At 42.0% G+C, this 15,376-nt stretch carries 13 protein-coding genes; 7 read left to right on the top strand and 6 right to left on the bottom strand.

The window, feature by feature from the left end:
• Nucleotides 1-189: 189 nt before the first annotated feature.
• The gene (locus HMPREF9010_RS18360; RefSeq protein WP_008647660.1) at nt 190-900 is read right to left on the bottom strand and encodes a tRNA1(Val) (adenine(37)-N6)-methyltransferase; all 711 of its coding nucleotides are present in this window, start codon (nt 898-900) and stop codon (nt 190-192) included.
• A 215-nt stretch (nt 901-1,115) separates the two neighbouring features.
• Between HMPREF9010_RS18360 and lon the strand changes: the two genes are divergently transcribed.
• The 3 genes from lon to HMPREF9010_RS18345 are packed head-to-tail and all read left to right on the top strand — an operon-like array spanning nt 1,116 to nt 5,809.
• Nucleotides 1,116-3,581 (top strand): endopeptidase La, encoded by a 2,466-nt coding sequence (lon, locus tag HMPREF9010_RS18355; protein WP_008647662.1) that lies wholly within the window; start codon nt 1,116-1,118, stop codon nt 3,579-3,581.
• Nucleotides 3,578-4,708 (top strand): tRNA guanosine(34) transglycosylase Tgt, encoded by a 1,131-nt coding sequence (tgt, locus tag HMPREF9010_RS18350; RefSeq protein ID WP_008647663.1) that lies wholly within the window; start codon nt 3,578-3,580, stop codon nt 4,706-4,708. The genes lon and tgt overlap by 4 nt, the downstream gene beginning before the upstream one ends.
• A 3-nt stretch (nt 4,709-4,711) precedes the next feature.
• Nucleotides 4,712-5,809, top strand: a complete 1,098-nt coding sequence (locus HMPREF9010_RS18345; protein ID WP_004311664.1) for an LptF/LptG family permease — start codon at nt 4,712-4,714, stop codon at nt 5,807-5,809.
• 232 nt (nt 5,810-6,041) lie between these two features.
• On the opposite strand, the gene HMPREF9010_RS18340 is transcribed toward HMPREF9010_RS18345, so the two are convergent.
• Nucleotides 6,042-6,545 (bottom strand): thioredoxin-like domain-containing protein, encoded by a 504-nt coding sequence (locus HMPREF9010_RS18340; RefSeq protein WP_004295908.1) that lies wholly within the window; start codon nt 6,543-6,545, stop codon nt 6,042-6,044.
• 267 nt (nt 6,546-6,812) lie between these two features.
• Here HMPREF9010_RS18340 and serB point away from each other — a divergent pair, with 267 nt between their 5' ends.
• The gene (serB, locus tag HMPREF9010_RS18335; protein WP_004311666.1) at nt 6,813-8,042 is read left to right on the top strand and encodes a phosphoserine phosphatase SerB; all 1,230 of its coding nucleotides are present in this window, start codon (nt 6,813-6,815) and stop codon (nt 8,040-8,042) included.
• Nucleotides 8,043-8,088: 46 nt separating this feature from the next.
• The gene (locus tag HMPREF9010_RS18330) at nt 8,089-9,357 is read left to right on the top strand and encodes a DEAD/DEAH box helicase (protein ID WP_004295906.1); all 1,269 of its coding nucleotides are present in this window, start codon (nt 8,089-8,091) and stop codon (nt 9,355-9,357) included.
• 51 nt (nt 9,358-9,408) lie between these two features.
• Here HMPREF9010_RS18330 and HMPREF9010_RS18325 read toward each other — a convergent pair whose 3' ends face one another.
• Genes HMPREF9010_RS18325 through rfbC form a run of 3 tightly spaced genes read right to left on the bottom strand, consistent with a single transcriptional unit; the run spans nt 9,409 to nt 12,131 of the window.
• Entirely contained in the window at nt 9,409-10,206 is a 798-nt protein-coding gene (locus HMPREF9010_RS18325) for a DUF4738 domain-containing protein (protein WP_008647664.1), read from the bottom strand.
• A 36-nt stretch (nt 10,207-10,242) separates the two neighbouring features.
• Nucleotides 10,243-11,556 carry a UDP-glucose dehydrogenase family protein gene (locus tag HMPREF9010_RS18320; RefSeq protein ID WP_008647671.1) on the bottom strand — a complete coding sequence of 438 codons (1,314 nt, stop codon included), beginning with the start codon at nt 11,554-11,556 and terminating at the stop codon, nt 10,243-10,245.
• A 26-nt stretch (nt 11,557-11,582) separates the two neighbouring features.
• Nucleotides 11,583-12,131 carry a dTDP-4-dehydrorhamnose 3,5-epimerase gene (gene rfbC / locus HMPREF9010_RS18315; RefSeq protein ID WP_004315343.1) on the bottom strand — a complete coding sequence of 183 codons (549 nt, stop codon included), beginning with the start codon at nt 12,129-12,131 and terminating at the stop codon, nt 11,583-11,585.
• Between the two features lie 90 nt (nt 12,132-12,221).
• Between rfbC and HMPREF9010_RS18310 the strand changes: the two genes are divergently transcribed.
• Both HMPREF9010_RS18310 and HMPREF9010_RS18305 read left to right on the top strand, forming a co-directional pair.
• Entirely contained in the window at nt 12,222-13,307 is a 1,086-nt protein-coding gene (locus HMPREF9010_RS18310) for an SPOR domain-containing protein (RefSeq protein ID WP_008647674.1), read from the top strand.
• A gap of 18 nt (nt 13,308-13,325) precedes the next feature.
• The gene (locus tag HMPREF9010_RS18305) at nt 13,326-13,859 is read left to right on the top strand and encodes an FHA domain-containing protein (protein ID WP_004295901.1); all 534 of its coding nucleotides are present in this window, start codon (nt 13,326-13,328) and stop codon (nt 13,857-13,859) included.
• Nucleotides 13,860-13,934: 75 nt separating this feature from the next.
• Here HMPREF9010_RS18305 and HMPREF9010_RS18300 read toward each other — a convergent pair whose 3' ends face one another.
• The gene (locus HMPREF9010_RS18300) at nt 13,935-15,374 is read right to left on the bottom strand and encodes a tagaturonate reductase (protein WP_004295900.1); all 1,440 of its coding nucleotides are present in this window, start codon (nt 15,372-15,374) and stop codon (nt 13,935-13,937) included.
• Nucleotides 15,375-15,376: the final 2 nt, after the last annotated feature.

Below are 15,376 nucleotides of genomic sequence, written 5' to 3' on the forward strand. Positions count from 1 at the left end.
AGTACTGCTAGAAAATAGTGTTCAAAAGCTAGAAATTACTCTTTTGAATTATGAGTTAGAAAGGAATAGAACGAAGATCTCAAAATAGCGTTTTTGAACTAGCTTTGAAATAGTGACGGTATATGACAGCGATACCGTCACTATCGCAAGCATATACCGTCACTATCTTTACCGGATAGCGTCACCCTTTTACATGTTCAAATAATAATCCCGGGTTAGCGTCATATATTCCTCACTATATTGATGACGAGCCAGTTCTGTCAATAGTTCTTCTACAATGCACTCTTGATTGGAAAAAGAAAAAGTAATCAAAACACGTTTCGGAATACCGCCGGGTTTAGTGATTACATTCAGTTGACGGACTGCATATAATTTCTTTATAGAAGCTATCTTTTTTACCCGTTCAGCTACATCTGCCGGAATCACCACTGTAAAAAATCCGTTTTCTGTCAATAATCCGCTTACTCCTTCCAACAAATCGTCATAAGTCAATGAATCATTGTGTCGGGCAGCAGCCCTCTGCCGATCCGGACACTCCAGCGAATCGATAAAATAAGGAGGATTAGAAACAATTACGTCGAATTTATCCGAAGACCTGTATTTCCTAAAATCAGCCTGCACCACCTCTACCCGCTCCTTCCAGGGCGAACGAATAACATTTTCCCTGGCTTGCCCGACAGCCGCTTCATCTATTTCCAACGCTACAATATTTGTATCCGGCAAACTGCGTTGCGCCAACATTAAAGCTACCAACCCTGTTCCCGTCCCAATATCCAAAATCCGGTGCGCACTTTCAACGGAAGTCCAAGCTCCCAGAAGCACCCCATCCGTACCGACTTTCATGGCACATTTATCATGCCATACCGTAAATTGCTTAAATTGAAAATAAGGATTCGACATTTTATCCGTTTATCTTAAAGCCGTTTTATACTATTATTTTATTGCAAATCGCCAAAAATAAATAATAATTATGGAATACTCCCTTTACAAGCCGATATTTTGGCATTGTTTTTGTGTTTTTATTCTGCGCAGTGCTTTATTATTAGAGAGAATCAATTAACTTTGCAAACGATTTATGCATATCAATATGACATAAACTAAATTAAAACGAAAAAATGAAAGAAAGATATTTATTGGAAGATGGAGGCGATAACAACTTCTCGCTAATCACAGACTATGATGGGAACGATGAACAAGCATTTGATGTAAATGTGAAATCTGGTGAAATTCTTCCGGTACTCCCCTTACGTAATATGGTATTGTTTCCTGGAGTATTCCTGCCGATCACGGTAGGCCGTAAGTCTTCTCTGAAACTCGTACGAGATGCTGACAAGAAACATAAAGATATTGCAGTAGTATGCCAGAGATCGGCACATACAGAAGATCCGAAACTGGAAGATTTACACAATATCGGTACCATAGGACGAATTGTGCGGATATTGGAAATGCCGGATCAGACAACAACAGTCATTCTTCAGGGAATGAAACGTTTAAGTCTGACTAGCATCATCGAAACTCATCCGTACCTGAAAGGTGAAATAGAACTTTTGGAGGAAGATGTCCCCGGCAAAGATGATAAAGAGTTTCAAGCCCTGGTGGAAACTTGCAAGGACTTGACAATGAGATACATCAAATCATCAGATGTGATGCATCAGGATTCGTCGTTTGCTATTAAAAATATCAACAACTCAATGTTCCTGGTCAATTTCATCTGCTCAAACCTGCCGTTCAAGAAAGATGAGAAGATGGACTTGTTGAGCATCAACTCATTGCGTGAACGCACTTATCACTTACTGGAAATTCTGAACCGCGAAGTGCAACTGGCAGAAATCAAGGCATCCATCCAAATGCGTGCCCGCGAAGATATCGACCAGCAGCAACGCGAATACTTCCTGCAACAGCAGATCAAAACCATCCAGGATGAACTGGGTGGTGGCGGTCAGGAGCAGGAAATAGAGGAAATGCGCCAGAAGGCAGAAAGAATGCGCTGGAATTTAGAAGTCAGAGACACGTTCATGAAAGAACTTGCCAAACTGGAACGCACTCATCCGCAATCTCCGGATTACAGCGTACAGCTCAACTATCTGCAAACGATGCTCAATCTCCCATGGGGTACTTATACAACTGACAATCTGAACCTTAAAAACGCAGAAAAGACGTTGAACAAAGACCATTACGGACTGGAGAAAGTAAAAGAGCGTATTTTGGAACACTTAGCCGTATTAAAGCTGAAAGGTGATATGAAATCACCGATTATCTGCTTGTATGGCCCTCCGGGAGTAGGTAAAACATCTCTTGGAAAATCCATCGCATCTGCGCTCAAACGGAAATATGTACGTATGTCTTTAGGTGGTGTGCATGACGAAGCAGAGATTCGCGGTCACCGTAAGACTTATATCGGTGCTATGCCCGGACGAATTATCAAGAGCTTAATAAAAGCCGGTGCGTCCAATCCTGTCTTCATCCTGGATGAAATAGACAAAGTCAGCGCCGACCGTCAGGGAGACCCTTCTTCTGCATTGCTGGAAGTGCTCGACCCGGAACAGAACACATCTTTCCATGATAACTTCCTGGATGTAGACTATGATCTCTCCAAGGTATTGTTTATTGCAACAGCCAATAACCTGAATACAATCCCCGGTCCATTGCTCGACCGTATGGAATTGATTGAAGTAAGCGGATACATCACAGAAGAAAAAGTAGAGATTGCCCGCAAGCATCTGCTGCCCAAAGAGCTGGAAGCCAACGGACTCAAAAAGACAGATATTAAACTTCCCAAAGATACACTGGAAGCCATAATCGAGTCATATACCCGTGAAAGCGGTGTTCGTGAGCTGGAAAAGAAGATCGGTAAGATTCTTCGCAAATCGGCCCGCCAATATGCTACGGACGGTTATTTTGCCAAGGCGGAAATCAAACCGACAGATTTGTATGATTTCCTTGGAGCACCGGAATATACACGCGACAAGTATCAGGGAAATGATTACGCAGGTGTAGTCACCGGATTGGCATGGACAGCTGTCGGGGGCGAAATCTTATTTGTAGAAACCAGTTTGAGCCGTGGCAAGGGCGGACGTCTCACACTGACAGGTAACCTGGGAGATGTGATGAAAGAATCTGCCATGCTGGCACTTGAATATATCAAGGCGCACGCTTCTGTTCTTAGTCTGGATGAAGAGATTTTTGACAACTGGAATATCCATATCCACGTTCCTGAAGGGGCTATTCCGAAAGATGGTCCGTCAGCAGGTATCACGATGGCCACTTCACTGGCTTCTGCCCTGACTCAAAGAAAAGTGAAAGCCAACATTGCCATGACGGGAGAAATCACTCTTCGCGGCAAAGTGCTTCCTGTGGGTGGCATCAAGGAGAAGATATTGGCAGCCAAACGTGCCGGAATCAAGGAAATCATCATGAGTGCCGAGAACAAAAAGAACATAGATGAAATTCAATATATTTATTTGAAAGGACTGACTTTCCACTATGTAAACGATATAAAAGAGGTATTCGCTATTGCATTGACTAACGAGAAAGTAGCGGATCCTATTGATTTATCTGTTAAGAAACCCAGCCAGGAATGACATTTGAGTTACAATATACAGACACTAAAAGTAATGCCCGTACCGGTCTGATAACAACAGACCACGGGCAGATACAAACACCTATCTTCATGCCGGTGGGCACACTGGGCACTGTGAAGGGAGTACATCTGACCGAATTGAAAGAAGATATCCAGGCACAGATTATTCTGGGTAATACCTATCACCTCTATTTGCGTCCGGGACTGGATGTGATCGAGAAAGCAGGCGGGCTGCACCGTTTCAACGGTTTCGACCGCCCCATGCTGACTGACAGCGGTGGTTTTCAGGTATTTTCATTAGCCGGAATCAGAAAGCTGCGTGAAGAAGGAGCCGAATTTCGTTCGCATATCGACGGAAGCAAGCACATCTTCACTCCGGAGAAGGTGATGGACATAGAACGTACCATCGGTGCGGATATTATGATGGCTTTTGACGAATGTCCTCCGGGCGACTCGGATTACGAGTATGCCAAAAAGTCATTAGGATTAACCCACAGATGGCTCGACCGTTGTATACAACGTTTTAACGAGACAGAACCTAAATACGGTTATAATCAGTCTCTCTTCCCCATCGTGCAGGGATGTGTTTATCCCGACCTGCGCAAGCAATCTGCAGAGTTTGTAGCGTCCAAAGGTGCTGACGGGAATGCCATCGGTGGTTTGGCGGTAGGCGAACCGGTAGACAAGATGTACGAAATGATCGAGATTGTCAATGAAATACTCCCCAAAGACAAACCCCGTTACCTTATGGGTGTCGGAACTCCTGTCAACATTCTTGAAGGAATAGAACGCGGCGTGGATATGTTCGACTGCGTTATGCCTACAAGAAACGGACGAAATGGCATGTTGTTCACCAAAGATGGCATTATCAATATGCGGAACAAGAAATGGGAAACGGACTTCTCTCCTATCGAAGCCGACGGAGCCTCTTGCGTGGATACATTATACAGCAAGGCTTATTTGCGCCATCTTTTCCATGCGCAAGAGCTACTGGCTATGCAAATTGCCTCCATACATAATCTGGCATTCTATCTGTGGCTGGCAGGGGAAGCAAGAAAGCACATTATCGCTGGAGATTTCTCGACTTGGAAGCCGATGATGGTCAAAAGAGTATCAACTAGATTATAAGAAATGAAAAGCAATCGATTTATAAAACGGCTGGACTGGTATATCATCAAGAAGTTCTTGGGGACATACGTATTTGCTATTGCACTAATCATTTCTATTGCAGTGGTATTTGACTTCAACGAAAAGATGGACAAACTAATGGAGCATGAAGCTCCATGGGATAAAATAATCTTTGAATACTACATGAACTTTATCCCCTATTTCTCCAATCTGTTCAGTCCGTTGTTCGTATTCATTGCTGTTATTTTCTTTACCTCCAAACTGGCAGAAAACTCCGAAATTATTGCGATGTTCTCCACCGGTATGAGCTTTAAGAGGATGATGCGCCCTTACATGATTTCTGCCGCTATCATCGCCCTCGTCACTTTCACACTAAGTTCGTATGTGATTCCGAAAGGAAGTGTTACGCGTCTGAATTTTGAAGACCGGTATATCAAACCAAAGAAACAAAACTCGGTAAGCAATGTGCAGCTGGAAGTGGATAGCGGAGTGATTGCATATATCGACAACTATAACAACGCAATGAAAACCGGTAACCGCTTTTCATTGGACAAATTTGTGGATAAAAAGCTGGTTTCACATTTGACTGCACGACGGATTACCTACGATACCACCACCGTTCATAAATGGACGATCCACGATTATATGGTACGCGAACTGGATGGTTTAAAGGAAAAGATCACTAAGGGAGACCGGATAGACTCTATCATCAACATGGAACCTTCCGACTTTCTTATCATGAAAAACCAGCAGGAAATGCTGACCAGTCCCGAATTAAGCGATTATATCGTCAAACAGAAACGAAGAGGATTTGCCAACATCAAGGAGTTTGAGATTGAATATCACAAACGAATCGCTATGTCGTTCGCCTCTTTCATCCTTACCATCATCGGTGTATCGCTTTCGTCCCGAAAAACGAAAGGCGGTATGGGGCTTCATCTGGGTATCGGATTAGGATTAAGTTTCTCTTATATCCTGTTCCAGACGATTACTTCCACCTTTGCCGTGAACGGAAATGTGCCACCTGCCGTTGCAGTCTGGATTCCTAATATCCTTTATGCGGGTATCGCATTCTTCTTGTACCAGAAGGCACCTAAATAAAAGGTAGGCAAGCCTTCTGCAGTCTTCACGGATTCTATCCATAGATTGCCCCAAGGTTTTGGATGCACCGGATAAACGAAGAGTATAAAAGTAGAAGTTCCGCCTACACTTGCATTAGCAAGAGTAGGCGGAACTTTTTTGTTGTATCCATTTCCTCTTTTGTCTATTCTCCATTGTTTTCACCTGACGGTGATTTGGAAAATCCCTCTTTCTCCTTACATTCTTAAAATCGTTAACCGACTTCTTTTACATAAGCAGAAAGATCTGCAGCAGAGATGTTTTTGGCTATAATTACACCATTTCCATCCAATAAATAGTTAGTAAATCCCCGGTTTAAACGGTACTTCTTAAATAAACCGGAATCCTCGCCTTCTGTTTCCACGAAACAAGTGGGCGTAACTATTTGATCCTTACGAACGGTTTCCTTAAATATTGACTGATATTCGTCAAATGAAATAGAAACCATTTCCACATTATGAGAAGAACGAAGCGCATTGCTCAAACTTACATTTTGCATCCGGGACTGCGCGTCATAACTTGCCCAAAAACTTAGCAACACATATTTACCTTTCAAATTTCCCAATTTAAAGGCGGGTTGCCCGTTTGACGTAGATTCGATTTTAAAATCAGGGGCTACGTCACCCTCACTCAAACCTCCGGTAGGTTTGTCTTTCTCAACGAAAGCGGTCAAGGAACAAATCAGTAATACAACAAAAATCCATTTTACATGCTTCATGTAATTCGGTTTTAGTTAATACTATCCGGGACTGTCCTTAAACAGTGGTTTCTTCCCGAAACATTGTCTTTTCAGGCATCAGGCGAAGAGGAATCCGCTGATTATCAGAGCCTTTATTTTTGAAACCGGGTGCAAAGGTAAGTAAATATTAAATTAACTTCCAAGCAAATAAGCAAAAATATCACTTTTTGGGTATAACTTTTTATGTTATTTAGCATAAAAACGAACTTTTTTCTCTACTTTTGCAGAGTTAAAGTCTATTTTTTTATGCAACCATCAAATACTGAATTGATTCTGATTCGAGTTACCGGCGAAGATCGCCCGGGACTGACTGCTTCCGTGACCGAAATCCTTGCCAAATATGATGCCACGATTCTTGATATCGGCCAGGCAGATATTCATAATACATTATCGCTGGGTATCCTGTTCAAGAGTGAAGAAAGACATTCCGGATTCATTATGAAGGAACTGTTGTTCAAGGCTTCTTCTCTGGGAGTAACCATCCGGTTTGAACCTATCACCACCGAGCAATATGAAAACTGGGTAGGTATGCAAGGGAAAAACCGTTATATCCTGACGGTTCTGGGACGCAAGCTTTCCGCCCGACAGATTTCTGCCGCTACAAGCATATTAGCCGAGCAGGGCATGAATATTGATGCTATCAAACGTCTGACAGGTCGTATCCCGTTGGATGAATGTCAGGCAGATACACGTACCAGGGCTTGCATCGAATTTTCAGTGAGAGGTACTCCGAAAGATCGCATTGCGATGCAGGAGAAGCTGATGAAGTTGGCCAGCGAACTGGAAATGGATTTTTCTTTCCAACAGGATAATATGTACCGTCGTATGCGCCGTCTGATCTGTTTTGATATGGACTCTACATTAATCGAAACAGAGGTGATTGACGAACTGGCTATCCGTGCCGGTGTAGGCGACGAAGTAAAGGCCATCACAGAAAGCGCCATGCGTGGAGAAATAGACTTTACAGAGAGCTTTACCCGCCGTGTAGCACTATTGAAAGGGCTGGACGAATCGGTCATGCAGGAAATAGCCGAGAGCCTGCCTATCACGGAGGGCGTAGAACGGCTGATGTATGTATTGAAGAAGTACGGTTACAAAATCGCCATCCTTTCGGGAGGATTCACTTATTTCGGCCAATACCTGCAAAAGAAATACGGTATAGATTACGTCTATGCCAACGAACTGGAAATCATCGACGGCAAACTGACCGGACGTTACCTGGGAGATGTAGTAGACGGAAAACGGAAAGCCGAACTGCTCCGCCTCATTGCACAAGTGGAAAAGGTGGATATTGCACAGACCATCGCCGTAGGAGACGGAGCTAACGACCTCCCTATGCTAGGGGTTGCCGGACTGGGAATTGCTTTCCACGCAAAGCCTAAAGTGGTGGCAAATGCCAAGCAATCGATCAACACCATCGGGCTGGATGGAGTGCTCTATTTCCTCGGATTCAAAGATTCTTACTTGAATATGTAATTAGACCAAAAAATAGATTATCTTTGCTGACAAATTAAATAAAAGAATGAAGTTTTCCGAACTACAATTAAATGCAAATGTGCTTGAGGCGCTTGATGCCATGCGATTTGACGAATGTACGCCTATACAGGAGCAGGCAATTCCAATCATACTTGAGGGTAAAGATTTGATCGCAGTAGCACAGACAGGAACAGGTAAAACGGCCGCGTTTCTACTGCCTGTATTGAATAAATTATCTGAAGGTAAACATCCGGAAGATGCGATTAATTGTGTCATCATGTCTCCTACCCGGGAATTGGCCCAACAGATCGACCAGCAAATGGAAGGGTTTTCCTATTTCATGCCGGTATCGAGTGTTGCCGTATACGGTGGAAATGATGGAATATTGTTCGAACAACAGAAAAAAGGACTCACTTTAGGAGCTGATGTTGTTATTGCTACTCCCGGACGTCTGATCGCCCATTTAAGCCTTGGATATGTAGATCTTTCCAAGGTTTCTTATTTTATTCTGGATGAAGCGGACCGGATGCTCGACATGGGATTCTATGAAGATATCATGCAAATTGCGAAATATCTGCCGAAGGAACGACAGACAATCATGTTTTCTGCAACAATGCCTGCAAAGATTCAGCAATTGGCAAACACAATCTTAAATAATCCGTCAGAGATAAAGCTCGCAGTTTCCAAACCTGCAGAAAAGATTATTCAGGCAGCATACGTTTGCTACGAAAATCAAAAGCTGGGAATCATACGCAGTCTTTTTATGGATGAAGTTCCGGAACGTGTGATTGTCTTTGCATCTTCTAAAATCAAGGTCAAGGAAGTAGCCAAGGCTTTGAAATCCATGAAACTGAACGTAGGGGAAATGCATTCGGATCTGGAACAGGCTCAACGGGAAACTGTTATGCATGAGTTTAAAGCCGGACGAATCAATATATTGGTAGCTACGGACATCGTTGCACGTGGTATAGATATCGATGATATCCGCCTGGTTATCAACTTCGACGTGCCTCACGACAGCGAAGACTATGTACACCGTATCGGACGTACAGCACGTGCCAACAATGATGGTGTAGCACTTACGTTCATCAGCGAGAAAGAACAAAGTAACTTCAAAAGTATTGAGAACTTCCTGGAAAAAGAGATTTATAAAATTCCTATTCCCGAAGAATTGGGAGAAGCTCCGGAATACAAGCCACGTTCTTTTAGCAAGGGCAAGGGTGGCAACTACAAAAGAAAAGATTTCCGGGGAAAAAGGAATAATAATAACGGAGGAAAGAGAAATAACCGTCCGTCTCCCCCCAGACAAAATTAAAGCAAGGCTTTTTTAATCCGGCACTATACGATCTGAATGTATGGTGCTTTTTTATTTGGATGAAGTGATAGTCAAATCTCCTTTAAAACTTACTTCCATATTTACAATGCTATATATGGAAGTTTCCGGAATGGCCAGGACAGCTTGATAATGAAAACCGTTCCGGTCTACTTTCATAAACTTTGTATCTGACAGGATGGATTGCTCCAGAAAATCGACAGGAAGTACTTTGTCAAACATCTGTTTGGTAACATCGCTGGCAAACAGGCTCTTTTTACCTTCATACACACAAATGTGCATCACATTATCATAGTATACATTATCCATGCTAATCCCGTCTTCGGAATAAGTCGTCTTGATGACTCTCATTTTAGAAGGATTAATATATACGTATGCGCGATAACGAGTGCCATTATAGCTCACTACACTATCGCGTTTGGTTACTTCCGTATATGCCGGAATTACTAATTCCTGACGGACAAAATAGATTGAATCATTGGCATCTTCGGATTTATGCAACTTAATCACATCATCCGTTATGGAATGAAACCAGAATATATGTTCTGCCTGCTTATCAATCTTGTAATAAGTAGTATCATTTCCATAAGTATAAAGAGTATCCCGTATTATTTTAAATGCAATGGGAGTACTTTGTACATCTGCATAGTAGATAGTATCTCCTTCTACACGCATCAACGGGCTCTCCGTTTCATCGTCCAGCCAAATTCCCTGCAGTAGCCCTTTTGCACTAAGATCCTCTTTCTCTTGTTGAAGAGAATGGGGACTCTTATTGCCGCTACATGCCGCGAAAAAGATTGCCATTAACGATACAGCCACATTTTTCATCATCTATTTTAGTTTTTATATAAAGATACTCTTATTTTTTTATTTACCAATACAGTGATAAATAAATCCGAGTTCTTCCATCTCTTTTTTATCATATATATTACGTCCGTCCAACACAATCTGCCGGGACATCGTTTTCTTGATAACGGCCCATGAAGGCAGACGGAATTCTTTCCATTCGGTAACCAGCATCAACACATCAGCATCCAGTACGGCATCATACATATCGCAAGCATAATAGATAGTATCACCAATCCTGCGCTTACATTCTTGCACGGCAGCCGGATCGTATGCGCGTACTTTACAACCTGCTTTCAGCAATTTATCGATCAGGACTAATGCCGGAGCCTCACGCATATCATCCGTTTCCGGTTTAAATGCCAATCCCCACAAAGCAACAGTCTTACCCTGCAAATCACCATTAAACTGTTTCATTAACTTTTCGAACAAGACACTTTTTTGGTTCTCATTCACTTCTTCCACAGCCGTAAGTACCCGCATGGTATAACCATTCTGTTCTGCTGTTTTAATCAATGCCTTCACATCTTTGGGGAAGCAGGAACCACCATATCCGATACCCGGGTACAGAAACTTACGTCCGATACGAGTATCCGAACCGATCCCACTACGCACCATATTCACATCCGCACCAACAATCTCGCACAAGTTTGCAATATCATTCATAAAGCTTATACGGGTTGCCAGCATCGAATTTGCCGCATATTTAGTCATTTCCGCAGACGGAATATCCATGAAAATCACACGGAAATTATTCAATAAGAATGGTTTATATAGTTTGGACATCAATTTCTCCGCACGTGCCGACTCCACTCCCACTACCACGCGGTCCGGGCTCATAAAGTCACTGATAGCATTTCCTTCTTTAAGGAATTCCGGATTAGAAGCCACATCAAAATCAACCGTCACGCCTCTCTTATCCAGTTCTTCCTGAATAACCGCACGAACCTTACTGGCAGTGCCTACCGGAACGGTACTTTTGGTAACTACCAATTTATACTGTTTCATATTGCGACCAATGGTACGGGCCACCTCCAATACGTATTTCAAATCAGCGCTGCCATCTTCATCCGGAGGAGTTCCAACCGCACTGAATATAACTTCCACTTCATCCAGACAACTTTCCAATGAGGTAGTAAACTTCAATCGCTTTGCTTTCATATTACGGAGCACCATCTCTTCCAATCCATTCTCATAAATCGGCATATTCCCCTTTTGCAAAGATTCGATTTTCTCCTTATTCGTGTCTACGCACGTTACATTCACGCCAATTTCGGCAAAGCATGTACCTGATACCAGCCCCACATACCCTGTTCCCACGATTGCAATTTTCATACTTAATCTATTGTTTGTTTAGAAATTCATTCAAAATAAGCGGCATCTTTAAAGGCAGTTCCCTCTCTGTCTTTCGCCGATAATACCATTTGCGAATCTGCCAACGGCCAGTCGATCCCCAACGTTTCATCATTATACAAAATAGAAGCTTCTGCCTGCGGAGCATACTTGTTATCTACCTTATACGTAAAAACGGCTTCTTCGCTCAAGACTGCAAAGCCATGAGCAAAACCACGGGGAATGAAAAATTGTCTCTTGTTTTCCTCACTAAGCAACACGCAGACGTGCTTTCCAAACGTAGGCGATGATTTACGCAAATCAACGGCAACGTCCAGCACTTTTCCTTTAAGAACACGAACCAGTTTCGCCTGACTGTATTCTCCTTTCTGATAGTGCAATCCACGCAATACACCAAAAGATGATTTCGACTCGTTGTCCTGTATAAAATCTACGGGACCAATATTGGCATCAAACTCTTCTTTCTTATAGGCTTCCATAAAATAGCCCCGTTCATCGGAGAAAACTTTAGGCTCTATCAGCCATACTCCGTCTATTTCCGTCTGTATATAGTTCATTATTGATAGTGATAAATAAAACGATGCAAAAGTAGTGAATTTTTCGAAGTTTTCTGGGATATATTCAATTTATCTCTTAATTTTGCAGACATGATTGAATTGGCACAACATATAGAGACTTTACTACTGGAAAACGACTGCGTCATTGTTCCGGGATTTGGTGGTTTTGTAGCGCATTATTCGCCCGCAACCCGCGTAAAGGAAGAAAATATATTTTTACCTCCTACCCGTACAATCGGTTTTAATCCTCAATTAAAACTGAATGACGGCGTACTGGTGCAATCTTATATGTCAGCATACGACACAAGTTTTGCTGACGCCAGCCGTATAGTAGAAAAAGAAGTAAACGAATTTATCGGTCTCCTTCATGAGGAAGGGAAAGCCCATCTGGATAATATAGGCGAGATTCATTATAACATTTATGGCAACTACGAGTTCGTTCCTTATGATTATAAGATAACAACTCCTTCATTATATGGTCTCGACTCTTTTGAAATACATGAACTTTCGGCTCTGCAGCAGAAAGAAAAAGTATTGGTACCGACTTATCAGGAAAAGGAAAAGAAGACTTTTGAAATTAGTATCAACCGCGCGTATCTCCGCAATGCTGCAGCAATGATTGCTGCCATCGTACTGTTCTTTGCCTTTTCAACTCCGGTAGAGAATACTGACGTTCAAAAGAACAATTATGCACAGTTATTGCCCAGCGAGCTTTTTGAGCAAATAGAAAAGCAATCGGTTGCAGTAACTCCTGTTTATGTTAAGAACGATGCTGCGCAACAAGCAAAGAAGCTTTCTGCTTCTTCTGCTTCAACCAAAACTTCATCTGCTAAAAAGCATACAACGGATAAAGCCAAGACTTCCAAACCGATCGCAGTAAGAGAAGTGAAAGTGGTAAAACAGGAAACAGCGACTCCTGCTCCTGCGGTGAAATCTCAAGAAAGTGCAAATCATCCTTTTCATATCATTGTGGCAGGAGGAATCAGCCTGAAAGATGCAGAAGTTATTGCGAACCAATTAAAATCAAAAGGATTTGCAGATGCAAAAGCTCTGAACACTGATGGTAAAGTACGTGTCAGTATCAGTTCATTTAACAACCGTGATGAAGCAACCAAGCAATTACTTGAGCTAAGAAAAAACGAAACTTATAAGAATGCCTGGTTACTGGCTAAATAAAAATCCCTTTTAAAAAGCATGAAACGAGTTCTTTGTCCTAAATGTGAGAATTATCTTTATTTTGATGAAACCAAGTATAGTGAAGGCCAATCACTGGTATTTGAATGCGAACATTGTGGCAAGCAATTCAGTATCCGGTTAGGAAAAAGTAAAGTTAAGGCTCTTAGAAAGGAAGAAAACCTGGAAGAAGAAGCTGAATCTCATAAAGAAGAGTTCGGATATATCACTGTAATCGAAAATGTATTTGGTTTTAAACAGTTACTTCCCTTGCAGGAAGGTGACAATGTCATAGGCCGCCGTTGCGTAGGAACAAACATTAATACTCCCATTGAAAGCGGTGATATGAGCATGGATCGACGCCATTGCATCATTAATATAAAGCGTAATAAGCAAGGAAAGCTAGTCTACACATTACGAGATGCTCCTAGTCTCACAGGTACTTTCCTTATGAATGAAATTCTGGGAGATAAAGACCGTGTACGCATTGAAGATGGCGCTATTGTAACAATTGGAGCTACTACATTTATTTTGCATACGGCTGAACAAGAATAATAAATAATCTGATAATAAAAAATAGCGCCACTGTTCTCTGAACAAGTGGCGCTATTTTTTTATTTAGTCTTCTAATTACAGAATACCTTTAACGGTCTCAAGCATTCCTTTTTCCTGGATAGAATCCAAATCAGCTTTTACGGCTTCTGTCAATCCCGGAATCTTATTCAAATCTTCTCCCCAGATAAAATCTGCAGCCAGAACACCTTCGGCAACTTTCTTTGTGCAACCTGTTGCCCAAAGTTCTTTCAGCAGGTTCATGATTTCAGGAGCATCATTCGGAACAATTTCAGCACCATCAGCACGTACACCACCTTTATAATAAGTAATGATAGCAGCTAATCCAAGCACCAGTCCTTTAGGAAGTTCACCTTTACGTTCCAGATAAGTCTTCAATCCCGGCAAATCACGAGTTTCGTATTTAGGGAAAGAATTCAGCATGATACTGGTTACTGCATGATCCACGAACGGATTGTTGAAGCGTTCCAATACATCATTTGCAAATTTCTCCAACTCATCCTTCGGCAAGTTCAAAGTTTCCATCAGTTCGTCAAACATTACCTTGTGGATATATTTACCAATCACTTCGTGCTGGCAAGCATCACGCACAATATTCACTCCCGAGAGATAAGCAACCGGAGAAAGAACTGTATGCGGGCCATTCAACAAAGTAACCTTACGTTCGTGATAAGGAGCTTCTGACGGTACAAACAATACATTCAAGCCTGCCTTGTCAGCCGGGAACTCTTTTGCAACTTCCTGCGGAGCTTCAATAACCCACAAATGGAAAACTTCAGCCTGAACAACCAGATTATCATCATATTGCAGTTTTTCTTTGATAGCAGCAATATCCTTGCGCGGGAATCCCGGAACAATACGGTCTACCAATGTTGCATATACACCACAAGCTTCTTCAAACCAAGTTTTAAACTCATTCCCCAGGTTCCACAATTCAATATATTGATAAATTGTTTCTTTCAACTTATGACCATTCAGGAAAATAAGCTCACAAGGGAAAATAATCAAACCTTTTGTCTTATCACCATTGAATGTTTTAAAACGATGATAGAGTAATTGAGTCAGCTTACCCGGATAAGATGAAGCAGGAGCATCCTCAAGTTTACAAGCCGGATCAAAAGCAATACCAGCCTCTGTAGTGTTTGAAATAACAAAACGCATTTCAGGTTGCTCTGCCAACTTCATAAACTCGTCATTTTGAGTATATGGGTTTAAAGCGCGGCTGATTACATCAATCATTGTCAAGCTGTTAACAGCCTCTCCTTTATCCAATCCTTGAAGGTTTACATGATAAAGATCATCCTGTGCATTCAGCATATCGACCATACCTTTATCAATCGGTTGAACCACTACTACACTGCTGTTGAAATCAGCTTTCTGGTTCATGTTATAAATAATCCAATCTACAAATGCACGCAAAAAGTTACCTTCGCCAAATTGGATAATACGCTCCGGACGTTGTGTTTTAGGAGCAGTTTCTTTGTTTAATGCTTTCATGT

The organism is Bacteroides sp. 3_1_23, from assembly GCF_000162555.1.
GTDB lineage: Bacteria > Bacteroidota > Bacteroidia > Bacteroidales > Bacteroidaceae > Bacteroides > Bacteroides ovatus.

Coding starts and splice junctions, on each gene's coding strand:
- HMPREF9010_RS18360 (WP_008647660.1), bottom strand. CDS start 900: ATGTCGAATCCTTATTTTCAATTTAAGCAATTTACGGTATGGCATGAT.
- serB (WP_004311666.1), top strand. CDS start 6,813: ATGCAACCATCAAATACTGAATTGATTCTGATTCGAGTTACCGGCGAA.
- HMPREF9010_RS18325 (WP_008647664.1), bottom strand. CDS start 10,206: ATGATGAAAAATGTGGCTGTATCGTTAATGGCAATCTTTTTCGCGGCA.
- HMPREF9010_RS18305 (WP_004295901.1), top strand. CDS start 13,326: ATGAAACGAGTTCTTTGTCCTAAATGTGAGAATTATCTTTATTTTGAT.
- HMPREF9010_RS18345 (WP_004311664.1), top strand. CDS start 4,712: ATGAAAAGCAATCGATTTATAAAACGGCTGGACTGGTATATCATCAAG.
- HMPREF9010_RS18330 (WP_004295906.1), top strand. CDS start 8,089: ATGAAGTTTTCCGAACTACAATTAAATGCAAATGTGCTTGAGGCGCTT.
- tgt (WP_008647663.1), top strand. CDS start 3,578: ATGACATTTGAGTTACAATATACAGACACTAAAAGTAATGCCCGTACC.
- HMPREF9010_RS18320 (WP_008647671.1), bottom strand. CDS start 11,556: ATGAAAATTGCAATCGTGGGAACAGGGTATGTGGGGCTGGTATCAGGT.
- rfbC (WP_004315343.1), bottom strand. CDS start 12,131: ATGAACTATATACAGACGGAAATAGACGGAGTATGGCTGATAGAGCCT.
- HMPREF9010_RS18310 (WP_008647674.1), top strand. CDS start 12,222: ATGATTGAATTGGCACAACATATAGAGACTTTACTACTGGAAAACGAC.
- lon (WP_008647662.1), top strand. CDS start 1,116: ATGAAAGAAAGATATTTATTGGAAGATGGAGGCGATAACAACTTCTCG.
- HMPREF9010_RS18300 (WP_004295900.1), bottom strand. CDS start 15,374: ATGAAAGCATTAAACAAAGAAACTGCTCCTAAAACACAACGTCCGGAG.
- HMPREF9010_RS18340 (WP_004295908.1), bottom strand. CDS start 6,545: ATGAAGCATGTAAAATGGATTTTTGTTGTATTACTGATTTGTTCCTTG.